General features: G+C 37.4%; 15 protein-coding genes. 1 reads left to right on the plus strand and 14 read right to left on the minus strand.

Annotated features, from left to right (window positions below; all coding sequences use genetic code 11):
- Positions 1-195: 195 nt before the first annotated feature.
- From MT390_RS18520 to MT390_RS18565, 10 genes are all read right to left on the minus strand, one after another.
- Entirely contained in the window at positions 196-531 is a 336-nt protein-coding gene (locus MT390_RS18520; protein WP_166372410.1) for a four helix bundle protein, read from the minus strand.
- Between the two features lie 172 nt (positions 532-703).
- Positions 704-1,636, minus strand: a complete 933-nt coding sequence (gene rfbD / locus MT390_RS18525) for a dTDP-4-dehydrorhamnose reductase (RefSeq protein WP_499442632.1) — start codon at positions 1,634-1,636, stop codon at positions 704-706.
- Between the two features lie 29 nt (positions 1,637-1,665).
- Positions 1,666-2,622, minus strand: coding sequence for a glycosyltransferase family 2 protein (locus MT390_RS18530; protein WP_499442634.1), 957 nt, complete (start codon positions 2,620-2,622; stop codon positions 1,666-1,668).
- Positions 2,619-3,422 carry a glycosyltransferase gene (locus tag MT390_RS18535; protein ID WP_499442636.1) on the minus strand — a complete coding sequence of 268 codons (804 nt, stop codon included), beginning with the start codon at positions 3,420-3,422 and terminating at the stop codon, positions 2,619-2,621. Before MT390_RS18535 ends, MT390_RS18530 begins: the two co-directional genes overlap by 4 nt.
- A 3-nt stretch (positions 3,423-3,425) precedes the next feature.
- Positions 3,426-3,971 carry a dTDP-4-dehydrorhamnose 3,5-epimerase gene (rfbC, locus tag MT390_RS18540; RefSeq protein ID WP_499442637.1) on the minus strand — a complete coding sequence of 182 codons (546 nt, stop codon included), beginning with the start codon at positions 3,969-3,971 and terminating at the stop codon, positions 3,426-3,428.
- Positions 3,972-4,524: 553 nt separating this feature from the next.
- Positions 4,525-5,430 (minus strand): glucose-1-phosphate thymidylyltransferase RfbA, encoded by a 906-nt coding sequence (gene rfbA, locus MT390_RS18545; RefSeq protein ID WP_499442638.1) that lies wholly within the window; start codon positions 5,428-5,430, stop codon positions 4,525-4,527.
- A gap of 37 nt (positions 5,431-5,467) precedes the next feature.
- Positions 5,468-6,835 carry a KpsE/RkpR family capsule polysaccharide export protein gene (locus tag MT390_RS18550; RefSeq protein ID WP_499442640.1) on the minus strand — a complete coding sequence of 456 codons (1,368 nt, stop codon included), beginning with the start codon at positions 6,833-6,835 and terminating at the stop codon, positions 5,468-5,470.
- A 115-nt stretch (positions 6,836-6,950) separates the two neighbouring features.
- Positions 6,951-7,739 carry an ABC transporter permease gene (locus MT390_RS18555; RefSeq protein WP_499442642.1) on the minus strand — a complete coding sequence of 263 codons (789 nt, stop codon included), beginning with the start codon at positions 7,737-7,739 and terminating at the stop codon, positions 6,951-6,953.
- A 65-nt stretch (positions 7,740-7,804) separates the two neighbouring features.
- Positions 7,805-9,568, minus strand: a complete 1,764-nt coding sequence (locus MT390_RS18560; protein WP_166372418.1) for a polysaccharide biosynthesis/export family protein — start codon at positions 9,566-9,568, stop codon at positions 7,805-7,807.
- 47 nt (positions 9,569-9,615) lie between these two features.
- Positions 9,616-10,023 carry a hypothetical protein gene (locus MT390_RS18565; RefSeq protein WP_499442644.1) on the minus strand — a complete coding sequence of 136 codons (408 nt, stop codon included), beginning with the start codon at positions 10,021-10,023 and terminating at the stop codon, positions 9,616-9,618.
- 461 nt (positions 10,024-10,484) lie between these two features.
- Between MT390_RS18565 and MT390_RS18570 the strand changes: the two genes are divergently transcribed.
- Positions 10,485-11,336, plus strand: a complete 852-nt coding sequence (locus tag MT390_RS18570; RefSeq protein WP_499442645.1) for a class I SAM-dependent methyltransferase — start codon at positions 10,485-10,487, stop codon at positions 11,334-11,336.
- 996 nt (positions 11,337-12,332) lie between these two features.
- Here the strand turns inward: MT390_RS18570 and MT390_RS18575 are convergent.
- The 4 genes from MT390_RS18575 to nirD all read right to left on the minus strand — a co-directional run bounded on the left by MT390_RS18575 (position 12,333) and on the right by nirD (position 16,878).
- Positions 12,333-12,851 (minus strand): transposase, encoded by a 519-nt coding sequence (locus tag MT390_RS18575; protein ID WP_499442647.1) that lies wholly within the window; start codon positions 12,849-12,851, stop codon positions 12,333-12,335.
- 263 nt (positions 12,852-13,114) lie between these two features.
- On the minus strand, positions 13,115-14,875 hold the full coding sequence (locus tag MT390_RS18580) for a bifunctional protein-serine/threonine kinase/phosphatase (protein ID WP_499442648.1): 1,761 nt from the start codon (positions 14,873-14,875) through the stop codon (positions 13,115-13,117).
- 99 nt (positions 14,876-14,974) lie between these two features.
- On the minus strand, positions 14,975-16,447 hold the full coding sequence (locus MT390_RS18585) for a NarK family nitrate/nitrite MFS transporter (protein ID WP_166372423.1): 1,473 nt from the start codon (positions 16,445-16,447) through the stop codon (positions 14,975-14,977).
- Positions 16,448-16,527: 80 nt separating this feature from the next.
- Positions 16,528-16,878, minus strand: coding sequence for a nitrite reductase small subunit NirD (gene nirD, locus MT390_RS18590; RefSeq protein WP_166372424.1), 351 nt, complete (start codon positions 16,876-16,878; stop codon positions 16,528-16,530).
- Positions 16,879-16,886: the final 8 nt, after the last annotated feature.

Raw genomic sequence — 16,886 nt, forward strand, 5'->3', positions numbered from 1 at the left:
ATGACTAGATGCTAGATGACTAGATGCTAGATGACTAGATGCTAGATGACTAGATGCTAGATGCTAGATGCTAGATGCTAGATGCTAGATGACTAGATGCTAGATGCTAGATGACTAGACGCTAGATGACTAGATGACTAGATGCTAGATGACTAGATGCTAGGTGCTAGATGACTAGTATTCATTTAAATATAATTATAATTTTTTCAATAAGGCACCGAGCATTTTTGATAGTTCAGTAGCTTCTTGTTGCCACTGTAAGCCTTTTTCACGGTCAATAAAGCCAACTTCAGTGCCTATATCCGCCTGAGTTTTAAATTCGCCCATTGACCCTTTTGCAATGCTAATAAAACGATGCCGTTCTTTAATGCTTTCTCTTTCACACCCTTCTGCAATATTACTAGGAACAGAAAGTGCGCTTCTTGTGATTTGATCTTTAAAACCATAATCACGGCAATTTATTAATGTTCGATAAACATCGATAGAGAGTGCTCGACTTCGTATCCAAACCGCTAAATTTTGATAAAGCATCACCCACTCTCCCCATAATTAATGTTAGTTTTAGATACTAGATACTAGATGCTAGGTTCTAGATATTAGATACTAGATACTAGATACTAGATATTAGATACTAGGTGCTAGAGACTAGATGCTAGGTTCTAGATGCTAGATGCTAGATGCTAGATTTCTCGTATCTCGTTTCTTATGCTTTCTTCAATTCATCCAACATTGCTGATAGCTGTTGTCGCCAATGAATGGTTTCTACGCCGCTTGCTTGTTCTGCGGTGCTTTTGTCAATCACACTGAAACTTGGGCGTTGGGCAGGTGTTGGATAAGCACTTGCAGGTATTGGGCGCACTGGTATTGCTTTATCAAGCATGCCTTTTTCAATTGCTAATTCTTGAATGGCAACGGCAAAGTCATACCATGAACAAACACCTGCATCAGTCCAATGGAGCAAGGTAGTTTCAGAAACAAGGCCCAAGGGCGCTTCGCTTAAAGGTTCAAGGTTTTCCCTTTTTCCTTTTTCCTTGTGGCTTTTATCTACTAACGCCCAAATCATTTTCGCTAATCCTTTTGCCCAAGTAGGTGTGCCTACTTGATCGTATACAATGCCTAATTGCTCTTTTTCTGCCATTAAACGTAGCATGGTTTTAACGAAGTTATTACCATTAACTGAATACACCCAAGCGGTACGGATGATGGTTGCTTGTGCGCCTAATATATCATTTACTTTAATATCACCCGCAAGTTTTGATGCGCCGTAAACATTAATAGGATTAACTGAATCATTTGTTTGATAAGGGGTTGTTTTAGTGCCGTCAAATACAAAATCGGTTGAGACATGAATTAACTTTGCCGATACCTTTTTACAAGCTAATGCAATATATTCACTGCCTAGGTCATTAACCGCATAGGCAGTTTCTGTATCGGTTTCAGCTTTATCCACTGCTGTATAAGCAGCCGCATTTATGACGATATCTGGTTGAAATTGTTCAATAGTGTCGTTAACTTGCTGTTGATTAGTAATATCCAACTCTTGAGATGAACAACTTAGTATCTCAACGCTCTTAGGGACACTATTTTCTAATTCCCAGGCTAACTGTCCGCCCTTCCCTGTAATTAATACTTTCATAACAACCTTACTCATTTAACTGTGTGCATTTAATGCCGGTGACGTTTACTTGTTAAAAGCGATATCAAAAGCGCAAGTCTACCTAATAAATGCGAACGAGTCACATTCCCTTTACAAAAATAAGATATTTTTTTGTGCATTGGTAGGTAATTCAGACGGCTTAGCGTATTGATTGTTGCATCTGCTGTCATTTTATTTTTTTGTTCAAAAGTTTTAAAAGCACTAGCTTGGTTAATGATCGCTTGTTGGCTCTCTTTAAATGATCTTAAATGTTTGAAAAATTGAAAACATAAAGAGAGCTGGCCACGATGCTTGGCACCAATCACATTTGCATGATGTTGACGATACTGAATTAATGTTTGATCAATAAACACAATTTCACCACAACGATGTGCCACTAACGCTAACCACCAATCGTGCATATACGCTTTTTCTGGTATTGGTAGGGCTTTATCAATTAACGCACGGTTAAATAACATTGTGCAGCCTGAAATGACGTTCTGTTGGCATAGTTGATTAAACTGTAGATGCCACTCTTTACTTATGTTCTTCAGTGTGAAGTAGCTGCTACAGATCTGTTGTAAGTTTTCATCTACGATTTGTTTATCACTAAAAATTAATAGCGGAGTTTGTGGAAGTGAAGTGCTTTCAGCTTGTTTTAAGTGTTTAATGGAAGTTTCTATTTTATGAGGTAACCAAATATCATCTTGATCACATAACATAATGTACTGTGCAGTGCTTTGACTTAACCCAAAAGCAAAGTTAGCTTTAGGCCCTTTACTTCGACTACTATTTGTAATCCAAATTATTTTGCTATCTTGTGCTGATAATGTAGCAATGATAGTTTGTGTTCCATCCGTTGAACCATCGTCAGTGACAATGATCTTATTCACCCATTTATGATATCCGGCATTGTTTTGTATTGATTTAATCTGCTGCGCTAAAAAAGCTTCGCCATTGTAGGTAGCTAATATGATATCAATCATTTTTTATAACGGTTTTGATATTTAAGACTAGAGTTTGATGCTGACTCTTGCTTTTTACTGAATGAATACTTAAAAACACTTTGTACGTGCCAAAAGAAGTATTTACTTAAAAATTGCTTACTTGAACAACGTCTAAAGTGAACTGCTTTTACATCTTCAAAGTACTCAAGTGTAAAGCCAGCTTTATTCGCTCTAAAACTGAAGTCGATATCTTCACAATACATATAATAACGTTCATCTAGGCCATTAAGCTGATTATAAATATCTGCTTTAACAATCATAAAAGCGCAGCTTGCCCAGTACTCTTTAGATGGTGGCAAGCCTTGTTGGCGATTAACCATAGTAGAGCGATCATTGAGTAAGTAGGTTTTTATGAAGCTAGAAAATTTAGGGTATAGACGGATATTATCGTCATGCACCATCTCTTCTCTATCAAGGTAGAGATTAGCAACACCTACATCTGTTGTGCCTTTTTTTAAGTTTTCAATTAATTTTTGTATATTTGACTTGGTAATAAATACATCGGGATTTAAGAGAATGAAGTAATCGTCTTCTTCCATGCCCAGTTCAAATTTACAGTGCATATAATTAGCATTATTATTAGCAGAAAAGCCTTGTTCATTACCGTTTTCAATATAATGAGCACCATATTTATCACAATATTTTTTTAGCTTACCGACAGGAACATTATCTCTACACACAACGGTTATTTCATCGTATTTAGATAATGTTTTAATGGTGCTTAAATTGATAATCACATCATGATGACGATGAGATACTATTGAGATAAATATGTGCATTAGTTACAGCTTAGGTGCTTCAGAGAAGCTTAAACCGTTTTCGTCCTTTGCAGATAATAATGGTTTTTGGTCTGGGCTGATTGGCCATTCGATATTAATTTCAGGATCATTCCATTTAATTGATACTTCTGCGCTTGGGTTGTAGATATCTGTACATTTGTATACAAACTCTGCTTCATCCGTTGTTACATAAAAGCCGTGCGCAAAGCCTTCTGGCACCCAAAGTTGACGCTTGTTTTCAGCCGACAATAATACTCCAGCCCACTGACCAAAAGTAGGCGAGTCTTTGCGCATATCAACTGCCACATCAAACACTTCACCTTTTGTTACACGAACTAATTTACCCTGTGTGTTTTCTGTTTGGTAATGTAACCCGCGTAAAATACCGTGACTTGATTTACTGTGATTTTCTTGAACGAACTCACGCTCACCACAATTTTCGTTAAATAACGTTGTACGGAATGTTTCCATAAAAAAACCACGTTCGTCACCAAAAACCTGTGGTTCAATAATTTTCACATCAGGGATATTTGTTTCTATAAATTTCATAAATACACTCAGTTATAAATTAGATAATATTTTAAAAAAATCGTTGCTCATCGCAGCATAGTGCGATAGCTATCAAGCCTAGCTTGATATTCGGGCGCTGGGCGAATTAGCCGGCAGGCTAGGGCAATGAGCGGAAGAGCTCTGCGATTCCTTTTTTTAGCCTGCTAGTATGCGAGTTATCGCATATTGTTATTCGCATTGCTGAGCAACGCGAACCTATACATAACGAAAAAACCTAAAAACCAAAAGAACAAGGTCAAAACAAGCAGGCTGAAGCCAGCGCCCCTTAAAGATGTATCACATCTTACAATCTTGTTCGTCAATTACGTTATACAAAAAACTAAAACAAGCAGGCTAAAGCCAGCGCCCCTTAAAGATGTATCACATCTTACAATCTTGTTCGTCAATTACGTTATACAAAAAACTAAAATAAGCAGGCTAAAGCCAGCGCCCCTTAAAGATGTTTCGCAACTTGCGTATTGTTCGTCAATTACGTTATACAAAAACTAAAACAAGCAGGCTGAAGCCAGCGCCCTTAAAGATGTTTCGAAGTTTATGTGCTTGGTAAAATTCTGTGTTCTAATAAACTTAAGAGGTATACGCCATAGCCTGATTTTTTAAGTGGCTCAGCTAACTTTCTTATACCTTCTTCCCCTATATAACCCATACGGAAAGCTATTTCACCTGGACAACTGACTTTCAAGCCTTGTCGTTTTTCGATGGCCCGAATATATAATGCTGCATCCAACAAATCATCTAATGTGCCAGTGTCTAACCAAGCAGTACCACGTCCCATTACTTCGACTTTTAATGTTCCATTAATTAGATATTGTTCAATAACGTCAGTAATTTCTAATTCACCACGTGGTGAAGGTTTTACATTTTTTGCACATTCAACAACATCTTCATCGAAAAAGTATAAACCAGGTACCGCGTATGATGATTTTGGTTTTTCAGGTTTCTCTTCTATAGAAATCGCCTTTCCTTCACCATTAAACTCAACTACACCATAGGATGTAGGATTTGAAACATGATAACCAAAGACTGTTGCACCGCTTTCTTGTTGATTGGCTTTTTGTAGTGATTTAGCTAAGTCATGGCCATAGAACAGGTTATCACCTAAAATTAATGCAGCTGGAGAACCATCTAAAAATTCTTCAGCCAGTAAAAAAGCCTGCGCTAAACCATCTGGGCTTGGTTGCACTACGTATTCAATTTTAACACCCCATTGTGAACCATCTTTTAATAGCTCTTTAAAACGCGGTAATTCAAACGGTGTCGAAATAATTAATATTTCAGTAATACCAGCCATAAATAAGTTTGACAGCGGATAATAAATCATCGGTTTATCATAAACAGGCATTAACTGCTTACTCACCACTTTAGTCAGTGGATAAAGCCTTGTACCAGACCCTCCAGCTAAGATAATACCTTTACGATTTAATGGGTTATTATTCATTATCATTCCTTTCCATATATATTGTAAAAATCGAAAATCATTTCAACTCTTTAATTGTACTAATAATTATTTTACCAATCCCAAACACAAGGCTTAACAGTAGTAAGAATAATGAGATATTATAAATCACATCTGGGTATTTACTGTCTTCACTTAATGTTGCTTTTTCTACAACAATCAAGTACTTAAGTTGACGATAGGCCTCTATCCTTGATTTCTCTAATGAGATTTGTGAAGAAGTGTAAGCCTGTAATGCAAGATCCATTTTGATTTTATAGTCAGTAAATTTAGATAAGAGTTCACTGATAGGTGTTTCATCTAATCCTGATTGAGATAATTTATCTCTTTCAATTTCTAATTGTGCATTTAATGCTTTTAACTCATTCTGTAGCCCTTTAACCTGAGGTGAATTTGCACTCATGATGGCTTTCAATGTTTTTATTTCTGTTTGTTTAACTGCAATTTTACCTTCAAGTGTGTAGGTGATTTGCTGTTTAGCAGTACCTTCTGCTGTTGGATCGAGTAAGTTATATTTTTGTTGATAAGTTAATAAATCTTTTTGTGCGTCGGCTAAGCGTTGCTCTATACGTTTATGCTCACCTTGCATAAAATCTAGTTGTGCATTAGCTAACTGGTGCCCTATCGAGTTAATAAACCACTCTGCTCTTTCAACTACTGTATTCGCTAGTAACTGTGCATATTCACTGTCGAATGCTTGTGCACTAATAGTAATGACTCCCGATTTATCATCAATAAGAACTTCGATGTGCTCTTGGTAATATTGATCTAACGTTTCTCTGGAATCTGATTCGTGAATTCGGCTGAAATAATCAACAAATGATTGAGAGTAATGTTCTCTTAATGCGATTTTATTGTTTAAGTAATCAATCATGTCATTAGAGTAGATGTACGCTTTTACTAATTCAGGATCAGAACCTCCTCCTGAACCACCTAACCCCGTTAGTAATGCCATACCAGAATCTAAGGTAGAGGCACTATCAGGTTGCTGCACGATCACTTTTGCTTGGCTTTCATATCGATCGGTAGCCCAAAGTAACTGATAAGCGGAGAAAATCAGCACGGGAATTATCACAAAAACCATAAAAGGTGACAGGGTAAGTAATTTAGACGATATTGTTTTTTTCACAGGAATTTGCTGTTTACCTTTTTTAGTCACTGGTATATTGCTATTACTAGGACTGTTAGGCGAATCAGATGTAGTACCTTTATTATTGCTAACTTGCATTGGTCGTTTCTGCAAATTTTTTACACGTATTAATATACGAGCTGATAACTCAGGATCTGACGCTTTCAATGATTCTGCTTTATTTTTTAAAAACTCAATACTATTAAACTCTATTGGTTTTATTGAATCTTTAAACTCATTAAATCGTTTTTCTAACATAAATAACTATAAAGGCTATAGGTAATAACACCTAAAGGCTTGAAAATTAATAAAAGCTTTAAACCTTTATGCTTAAAGCCTGAAAAAGTTAAACCGTCATCCATTTATGATTAGATTAACGGCTTATCGCTTGTTTCCAGCCTATGTGGTAACAAGCTAATGCAAAAAACACACTAATTAAAGTACACATATCTAAAAAGAAATAACTCACCCCTTGGTGACCATAACTTGGATAAGCTGCATAACGAGTTAGTTCGACAGCGTGTAGTAAGGGGTTCCAATCTAAATAGTGCCAATATTCTCTAGGGATATCTTGTAGACTAAAAAATATGCCCGATATGAAGAATAATGGGCGAGTTAATAGCTGCTGTACTTTTTTTAGTTCAGGGATAAAACAGTAAGACAATCCAAATATAGTGCCTAAGCTGACTGCCATTAACCATACTTTAAAGAAATTCATAATGACGGAAATAGCATCATGCACAACAATATCGATACGTAAAATAAAACAAATTAACACGACTATTAATACAACTGACATTTTAATCAGTAGTTCAAAAAAACCAATGGCAATAATTGAACTAATTGGCTGTACCTGCCTAAATGCATATAAAGGTTTATTTTTTTGAAGTGCGTCACTAGCTTTACCTAATACACTTAGAAAGAATTGAATTAAGATCATGCCATAGACCATAAAAAACATGGTTGGCATTCCGTGAGTATCGCCCCCTCCTGAAAGGAGTGTCCTCATTGCAGTCATACCCGCAATCATTATCAATGGCGAAACGACAGTCCAAATTAACCCAATTTTATCCGTAGACTGGCTTTTTATTTCCCTCAAAAAAATGGCAAAGATCACATCGCCCCATACTTTCAGAGTTGAGCGTTTTTTAACTAAAGCCATTAATCTAACTCCTTGACTGAGAAGGAAGTTAACTTATATTGCATTGATATTTGAATAAGCATTTTTTAGTTGAGCGCCACGTTTGCTGCAACAGCGATTTGGTAAACTATTTGGGTAATATCTTTCACTGCTTGCACAATTTTAGTGTCGACTTTAGGTAACACTAAAATTTGGTCACCACGTTGTATTTTAAGATGTTTTGCTTCTTCACCTTCTTTAACAAAAAGAACGATGCCATTAGCACGCACAATTGAAATACGTTCATCTTCAGCCCTATCGGTAAAACCACCCGCCCAAGCAATATAATCATCAACTGTTGCATTAGGGTTAAACACAACCGCTTGTGGCATTAGTACTTCGCCACCAATATTGATTAGGTCGGTGTAATGCGGAATAACGATTTGGTCACCTTTTTCCAACAGGATATTAGCGGTTGTTCCGTTGTCAGAAACAATCACTTTACCTAACGGTTTAACCTGTCTTGCTTTTTCAACAAATTGCATCACCATTTCAGCTTCTTTTGCTCGAATAGAGGCTTCACCATCCGAAGATGCGGGTGCAGTAAATACGCTTCGTTCAAGTCTGTCTAAAGAATCATCTAGAATTTTCTTTTGACGCTCAGCAACACTTTTACGAAGAATGTAAATAGATTTGTTATCGGTTAATGACGGCACAATAGGAATTGCATTTAATACATCATGTAAGCGCGCACTTTTTTTCACGGCAAAATAAGAGGGACCTAAATAACTACCTGACACTTGAACATCAATTACTTGAGCATGTGTATCGTCGTTAAATACTAGGCTATCACCATCTTGTAATGTGTAGTTTAAGAAATCTTTATATTCTAAGTAAACCGAGAAAGGGCCTGAGGCACGATTACCAAACACACCAACATGGCTTATTTTTGCAAGTGGCAAAGCAAACAGTGCGAGCTCACTACCTTGGGTTTGGATATTTTTGAGTTCAAATCTAAAGGGATTTTTAACGCCACCAGCAACATTAACAGCAGATTTTTGCGGTTTAACTAAAATGACGTCTTTATCTTTAAACGTAATATTTGGTAATTTACCCGTTTGAATGAAAGTATATAAATCGACTTCTTTTATTACTTTGTTATTACGAATAATTTGAATACTACGGTAACTACCGCGATCCGAGTCAATACCACCCGCTCGTTTTAAGTAATACAACACGCTATCTGACGCCATGCCTGCATATTGCCCAGGGCGAATTATCGCACCAGATAAATAAACACTGACTGGCGTCGCTGTTAGTAAGTTGACATAGACTTCTACGTTATTGGTGTAAGTTTGTTTTATTTTAGATTGAACGAGCTTATTAATATTACTTGCAGACACATTCAATACGTTAATTGGACCGATATTAGGGATAAAAATATTACCTTGGTTATCCACGGTCGCCACGTTCGAGTAGGTGACGGCACCCCATATCCAGATATTAATTTTGTCACCCGCTGCGATTAAATAGTTATCATTTAAGCCATCAACCCTTTCTGTTTCATAACCACCAGCGAACAAATTTGCGCCGTATGGTGGGGGGTTATCTTCGCCTGACGAAGGCAGTAATTCACGCACATCCACTTCACCCGGTAATAATACACCTGCACGAGATTGCTTTTGGTAAGAACCGACTTTTGAAGTGGCATCTTCTCCGCTTGCATCTATTTGTGGAATACCGTTACTTGTTCCATTTTGAAGATCAATAGAGCTTGGTTCAAAAGCAGCAAACGCATTTGGTACGAGCAAACAGCTTGAAAGTAATAAAATGCTCGTCTTTGTAAATAAGGTAGCTTTAAAGCGGTTCATGTTTAATAAATCCATTTTTTAACTCAATATATTAATAAGTTGTAATTCTATAAATCGATATTATTGCTAGATTCAATAATCGCGTTCTCTAAAAACCATGATTTAACGAGCTTATTCGCGCTGTCTTTGTAGGAAATTTCGCAAGCAACTCTTCTTTTAGGCTCACCTGTTTGCTCAGAAAATATAAGTTTGCGACACGGGTAGCCTAGTGCTGAAATATAAAGAGGTGATAATTTAACTGCGTACTTACCATGTGTTAATTGTTCAATAGATGGGTTACTCAGTTTAGTAGAGAAAGCTTCTGGTATTTCTTTTGTGCTAGGCTTTGCTTCATTATTTGTGACTAACGGGATAGATGCATAGACTTCTCTAGGTTTGCTAGTGCAGGCGCTAAGTACTAAGACCATTGGAAGTAGCAAGTATTTACGATGCCCCGAAGATAAAAAATTAATCATAATAACCCTAAAGAGATTTAAAAAAGATATTTTTGATAAAAAAGAAGCAAACAATAGCAAAACTAAGCCATCTGAGCAATATAAGCATTTAGTATACACGTGACATTTTTCTAATAAGATTAAAACAAATAAATATTCATATTCATATTCATATTCACTTCTTATAACAGCACAAATAACAATAAATTCAGTTTCGATGTAAAATAAAATCAATTTCAAATTAACCATTAACAACAAAAAATATATTATTGTCTTTAGATAAACAGTCAATAATCTTTAAATGGATGTGATTGTCTCAATTAACACGATTTATAAGGACTAATGTGACACCCTGTTCTCATTAATATAAAATATCTAATGGTAAGTGTTAATTTGTGCTTTATTTTGAAGCCACATTCCTTAAAAGCTAACTTCCGGTAACCTGTAATTTCTATCCACTTTATATAAAAGCTAACAATCCTATGATGAAACGTACCTTTACTGCACCATGGCATGACTACGAATTAATTGATGCAGGTAATAATCAAAAACTCGAACGTTGGGGAAATGTGGTCACTATTCGCCCTGAAATGAACGCTTATTTTGAACCTGTTTTATCTAAAAAGGAGTGGCTAGCGAAAGCACATTTCGAATTTATTGAAAGCAGTAGTAGCGCAGGTGAGTGGAAAGCATTACAAGGCGATTTAGCACATGATTGGCAAATAACCTTTAATAATATCACTATCAACTTACACCTAACTAAATTTAAGCATGTAGGATTATTTCCAGAGCAACGCGCTAATTGGGATTTTATTGCTAACAACTTAAAGGCCAGTGATCGCTTTTTGAATTTGTTTGCTTATACCGGTGTCGCCTCATTAGTCGCAAGAGATCAAGGTGCTGAAGTATTACACTGTGATTCAGTAAAGCAAATCATTAAGTGGGGTAAAGAGAACATGGAGTCCTCAGGCTTAACAGACGTACATTGGGTGTTAGAGGATGCACTTAAATTTGCACAACGTGAAATTAAACGAGGTAAACAATACCAAGGTTTGATCATGGATCCACCAGCTTTTGGGATTGGTGCAAAAAAAGAGCGTTGGAAAATAGAAAATAAGTTTCCAGAATTAATACAAGCTGCATTAGCATTGCGCGCTAAAGGCGGGTTTATCATTGCCAATACCTATTCACCGCGCTTAGATGCACTTCGCATTCGAGAAATAACCGATGAGTTATGTAATGGTGAAAAAGTAGAAGTGACCACATTAAGTGTAAAAAGCCAAACGGGCAAAATATTAGACTATGGCTTAAGAACTGTCATTACTAGGAGTTAGCTTGGGTTTGTAGGAGAATTTACACACTTTGTAAGTAACATTGACTATGGGGCGCAGAGTGAATGAGATAAAGTATCTGGTACGCCTTTGGCTTTTGAGGGTCAGGGCGAATTAGTCGACAGCCTAGTATTATGAGCAGAAGATCTCTGCGATTCCTTTTTTCAGCCTGCTTGTTTTGATTTTTTGCTTTGCGGTGTTTCATTACTATTGGTTCGTTTTACTCATCGAAGCTAATACTTGTATGCGATACATCTTTAAGGGGCGCATGCTTCAGCCTGCTTGTTTTGACCTTGACCTTAGTCTTTGGGTTTTTCTGTTGTTCTAGTCATTTATGGTTCGCTCCCTCATCGAGGCTAATACTTGTATGCGATAACTCGCATACTGGCAGGCTGAAGCCTGCGCCCCGAATATTAGACTTCGTCAAATCGCTGTCGCTATGAATAGAGATGAGTAATGTTTAGAACTTCACTGCGTTTACTGTTACCAACGAAAACGACAAAACATGTTTTGACTTTGGGGCGCTTGGGCGAATTAGCCTGTAGGTTAGGGCAATGAGCGGAAGAGCTCTGCGATTCCTTTTTTTAGCCTGTTTGGAAACATACTTTGACTTTGGGGCGCTGGCTTCAGCCTGCTTGTTTTGATTTTTTGCTTTATGGTGTTTCATTACTATTGGTTAGTTTTACTCAGCGAAGCTAATACTTGTATGCGATAGCTCGCATACTGGCAGGCTGAAGCCTGCGCCCCGAATATCAAGCTACGCTTGATAGCTATCGCACTATGTCGCGATGAGCGATGGTTTTAGTTTTTGTATAACGTAATTGACGAACAATATCACAAGTTGCTAAACATCTCTAAGGGGCGCTTGGGCGAATTAGCCGGTAGGCTAGGGCAATGAGCGGAAGAGCTCTGCGATTCCTTTTTTCAGCCTGCTTGTTTTGACTTTTAGTATTTTGAAGCGGTGATTTTTTTACTTCTTTAATTCGTTTTCCACCATATTCACTCATATATCCCATAAAATCGATGTTGTGCATCTGCTAGCTCTGCTTTGTATGCGTTATTTTTTATGTATTCGTAAGTGATTTTGAATTGCACTTCTGTTCTGACTATTTTGTCGTAATAGCTTTTATCCCATAGGACACCACTCTTATCCAGATACCGATTTATTAGCAGTGAACTGCAGCCTTTAACGTTTTGCATTATTTGAGCTAAAGGAATTAACTGTTCAAACATTATATGGACGTGGTTTGGCATTATTGATACTGCTATCAGTTGATATAGTGAATTGTTTTTCGATAATAGATATTGCATAAGCAATTCGATAACGGATCCGTTTAATATTGCGCCTGCTTTTGAAACGTCTAGTATTTTATCCATTTCGAGTTGTTGTTTAGCTGCGCTGTCTGTTGTATCGATATTGTTGTGTTGTAGATAATAGCTTAGACTTTCTTGTGTTCGAAATGTGACAAACTGAATCGCATTGGGGTGATTAATGTGCAATAAGCTTTTAATGTGCATGGGCTAACCATTGTTAATGGAGGTTAGAAAATAGTGTAGGTTAGTTTTTGAAGTTTTGTGTTAGCTGTTGATTTAGCGTTCTAGTTTTAACGCTGGTTCACTGTTTATTGATTCGCTTCCTCATCGACGCTAATGCTGTATGCGATAGCTAGCATACTGGCAGGCTGAAAAAAGGAATCGCAGAGCTCTTCCGCTCATTACCTAGCCTGCCGGCTAATTCGCCCATGCGCCCCTGATATTACGAAATGTTTTTACTCTCGCTATCAGGAACTGCCTCTTAGCATGATGAAGAGTTCAACAGCGCTCACACCAATAAAAATAAAAGCTAACCATTGCCAGAATTTTACTGGGTCTCGTTCTAATAGTGGTTTTTGGGGTTGTTTTAACGCAAGTCTTTTTTGGATGGTGGTTAATTCAGCGACAAACTCACTCATTGAGCTGTAACGCTTGCTAGGTTTTGGATCTAATGCTCGCTTTAAGACATTATCAAGTCTGCTTGGGAGTTCTGCTCTATGAGTTTGAATAGGCTGGTAGATCCAACTGTATTGCCTTGCTCTATCTAATGATTGCCCTTGATTGCCGGGGTAAGGCAAGTGACCTGCTAATAATTCATAGGCAATAACCGCAATTGAAAATAGATCCGATAGTGATGAACTTTGCCCCTCATTTAAATATTCTGGTGCAATATAATCGACCGCCCCCAGCGGCTCTTCTTGCTGTTCTTTTTCTATCTCTTCAAAGCCGTTTACTTTAACCGTACCAAAATCAATGAGCTTCACTTCTCCCTGATCTGAAATCATAATATTTTCAGGCTTTAAATCACGATGCACCATCCCTGCCCGCTGTAATACTCGCACCGCATTTACAACTTTAGTCACAATATCATAAGCTTGTTGCTGCTCTATGATTGGATTTCTTTGCATCCAATCCCTTAAGGAGATCCCTTCTACTAGCTCGCAAATATGATACAAAAACACAGAATTTTTAATGTTAGCTGCTATTGACATGATTGCGGGATGTGTAATTGATTGCCCTACCCACTGCTCTTTATAAAACCCTAATAGATAATTTAAGTCTTCTTCAAAGTTAAGAGAAGGCATTTTTAGCACCACTGACTTATTGCTACTTTTATCTGTGGCGAGGTAAACATGGCTGCGTACACCTTGATGTAGTATTTTATCAATACGAAAACAATCAATCTCATTCCCTACTTGTAGCGCAGGAGGAATAATCAAACTATTTAAATGAGCAAATAATTCACTTAAATCAGCTTTAGGAAGCGTGCTGATTTTAATTAATAAACAACTGATATTGTCACTGCTACCTCGCGCTAAGGCATCATCACAAATTGTTTGCGCAAGCTCCTCAAAGGCCTTGGTATTAGCATCTTGACTTAAGGTGCTTAAGTAGCCGCTGAGGGTATTGTTATCTAAATAATCATGCACACCATCGCTACACAGCATAAACAAGTCTTCAACTTGTAAAGGAATTGCTTGGTAGTCGATGTCAATGTGGCAATCCATACCTAGTGCACGCGTTAATACCGGGTTCTGTTTATAAACCGCTCTACTGTGATCATGAGATAACTGTTTTAATTTTTGAGCCCGAAAGCGATAAATACGACTATCGCCAATATGTAACAAGTGGGCAGTATTTGATTTAATAATCAAGCTACTAAAAGTAGTGATCAAGCCATTATGGCGAAGGTCATCTTGGTTATGTTGGTATAACCAACTATTGAGTGAATTGAGAACTTTACTGGCTGATTCTTTAACATCCCAGTTTTTATTAGTACTGTAATAATCACTGATAAATTGTGTCACACTGGTATGACTGGCTTGTTGGCCTTTATTACTGCAGCTCACACCATCAGCAACACAGGCAACGATACCTTTAGTACTTTTTTCTAAAGGTGAATAAGGGTCTTTCACTGCAAAAGCATCTTGATTGACCGAACGCTTACCCGCTGTCGAATAACCACCGATGCACACTTTCAACTTTGGCGTTGATTGACTCTTATTCATGCAGATTGTGACCTTACTTGTGATTCCAACTTATGAAGCAGTAATGAAGTACTTATGAATCTGTGCTGGCAGTCATTAAAAATAACTGCCATATCCTGATTAGTGACTCCCAACATCAATGAGTGTGACACTACCATCTTCATTCACTTCTGCAATCTTGCCTTTAGGTTCAGTCATAAACAATAGTGTAACCAAACCGATAAATGCGGTTACCGCAATCACGTAGAAAAATGTTTGGTAATCAACAAAAGAAAGGATAGTTAAGTACACAACTGCACCGACGTTACCATAAGCACCGGTCATACCTGCAATTTGTCCCGTCATACGGCGCTTAATTAATGGTACTGTAGCAAATACAGCCCCTTCACCAGCTTGTACAAAGAAAGAACATAACATTGCAGCTGCAACAGCAACCCACAACGTCCAACCACCATCGATTTGCGCCATCAATAAATAACCTAAGGCTAAACCTGCAGTCAAAATAATCAGCGTAGATTTACGACCAAACCTGTCTGAAAGCCATCCACCACCAGGGCGAGAAGCTAAGTTCATGAAGGCATAAGCAGAAGCCACCATACCCGCAACAACTGGCGTTAATTCAAATGTTTCTAAAAAGAATAGTGGCAACATTGAAACAACGGCTAATTCAGAACCAAATGTAGCAAAATAAAGGATATTTAATACCGCTACTTGCTTAAACTTGTATTGATGAATTTCCGGTACTGGCGTGGTAAAAATAGATTTATTTACTTTCCATACCTGTGACCATTCATACAGGTATAAAGCTAATAACAAACCGTAAATACTGTAACAAACTGTATCGGTGATCATACCAACATTAGCAGGTGAAAGTTTCCAAGCTAATAATGCTAATGCTGCGTACATAGGTATTTTCATCAGCAACAATAGAAAGAAATCACCTTTAGAAGTAACTTCCATTGCCGTTAAATTAGCCGGTTTAAAGTAAGTCGCTCCTTTTGGTGTATCAGTTACATTGGCATAAAAGATAAAACCAAATACTAAACTAAGTAGACCAGTAACGGCCATTGCATAGCGCCAACCGTCTTCACCACCAAATAATAGAGCGATTGTAGGCAGTGAGAAAGCAGCAGCTGCACTACCAAAGTTACCCCAACCACCGTAAATACCCTCAGCAGTACCAAGCTCATTGTGTGGAAACCATTCAGAAACCAAACGAATACCAACAACAAAACCTGCACCAATAAAACCGAGTGCAAAACGCGATATTGCAGCCTGCATAAAGTTATCTGAAAAAGCAAAAGTAAAACAAGGAATTGAACATAGGATCAATAAAGCGGAGTAAACAATTCGAGGGCCATACTTATCTGTTAGTGAACCAATAATAACACGTGCAGGAATAGTGATTGCTACATTTAGGATCAGCAGCGTTTTAATCTCTTCAGTGCTTAATCCAAGGGTTTCTTTTACTGCATGCAATAAAGGAGCGAAGTTAAACCAAACGGCAAAAGTGATGAAAAAAGCCATCCAACTTAAATGTAAGGTTTTCATTTTTCCCTGAAAAGAAAAAATATTAAAATTACTTTTACTCATATATATCCTGTGTGTCTTATACAAAAGCTTAATGAAACACTAAGCTTTTTAGTGATAGTTTGTTAACTATAAAGGTTTGTTTAACTTGCTTCTTTAAGCTGAACTTGCTCATTTTCAATGCGAACATTAAAGGTTTTAAGTTGGTGTTCGTCTGAGTCTAAACATTCCCCAGTTACTAAATTAAAACGCTGTTTGTATAAAGGAGAGGCAACATAAGTAATATCTTGTGTCGAACCAATGATGCCACGAGATAACACATTCGCTCCCCCAAACGGGTCGAAATTAGCAACAGCATAAACACTGTTATTTTGTTGGCATAAAAAAATCGCCACTTGCTGTTCATTAAACAGAGCGCAAATCCCTGCATCAGGTGTTAAATCATTTGCAGCACAAATATTTGTCCAGCTTGTATTAGTTGATGTAATGTCCATTTTATTAT

The sequence above is a fragment of the Vibrio sp. 2-Bac 85 genome, from assembly GCF_037546705.1.
Taxonomy (GTDB): domain Bacteria; phylum Pseudomonadota; class Gammaproteobacteria; order Enterobacterales; family Psychromonadaceae; genus Psychromonas.

Excerpts from the sequence above, each read along its gene's own strand:
- MT390_RS18530 (WP_499442634.1), bottom strand. The coding sequence starts at position 2,622 with ATGATTGATATCATATTAGCTACCTACAATGGCGAAGCTTTTTTAGCG.
- rfbA (WP_499442638.1), bottom strand. The coding sequence starts at position 5,430 with ATGAATAATAACCCATTAAATCGTAAAGGTATTATCTTAGCTGGAGGG.
- MT390_RS18555 (WP_499442642.1), bottom strand. The coding sequence starts at position 7,739 with ATGGCTTTAGTTAAAAAACGCTCAACTCTGAAAGTATGGGGCGATGTG.
- MT390_RS18520 (WP_166372410.1), bottom strand. The coding sequence starts at position 531 with ATGCTTTATCAAAATTTAGCGGTTTGGATACGAAGTCGAGCACTCTCT.
- nirD (WP_166372424.1), bottom strand. The coding sequence starts at position 16,878 with ATGGACATTACATCAACTAATACAAGCTGGACAAATATTTGTGCTGCA.
- MT390_RS18580 (WP_499442648.1), bottom strand. The coding sequence starts at position 14,875 with ATGAATAAGAGTCAATCAACGCCAAAGTTGAAAGTGTGCATCGGTGGT.
- MT390_RS18585 (WP_166372423.1), bottom strand. The coding sequence starts at position 16,447 with ATGAGTAAAAGTAATTTTAATATTTTTTCTTTTCAGGGAAAAATGAAA.
- MT390_RS18560 (WP_166372418.1), bottom strand. The coding sequence starts at position 9,568 with ATGAACCGCTTTAAAGCTACCTTATTTACAAAGACGAGCATTTTATTA.
- MT390_RS18575 (WP_499442647.1), bottom strand. The coding sequence starts at position 12,851 with ATGCACATTAAAAGCTTATTGCACATTAATCACCCCAATGCGATTCAG.
- MT390_RS18570 (WP_499442645.1), top strand. The coding sequence starts at position 10,485 with ATGATGAAACGTACCTTTACTGCACCATGGCATGACTACGAATTAATT.
- rfbD (WP_499442632.1), bottom strand. The coding sequence starts at position 1,636 with ATGAAAGTATTAATTACAGGGAAGGGCGGACAGTTAGCCTGGGAATTA.
- MT390_RS18535 (WP_499442636.1), bottom strand. The coding sequence starts at position 3,422 with ATGCACATATTTATCTCAATAGTATCTCATCGTCATCATGATGTGATT.
- MT390_RS18550 (WP_499442640.1), bottom strand. The coding sequence starts at position 6,835 with ATGTTAGAAAAACGATTTAATGAGTTTAAAGATTCAATAAAACCAATA.
- MT390_RS18565 (WP_499442644.1), bottom strand. The coding sequence starts at position 10,023 with ATGATTAATTTTTTATCTTCGGGGCATCGTAAATACTTGCTACTTCCA.
- rfbC (WP_499442637.1), bottom strand. The coding sequence starts at position 3,971 with ATGAAATTTATAGAAACAAATATCCCTGATGTGAAAATTATTGAACCA.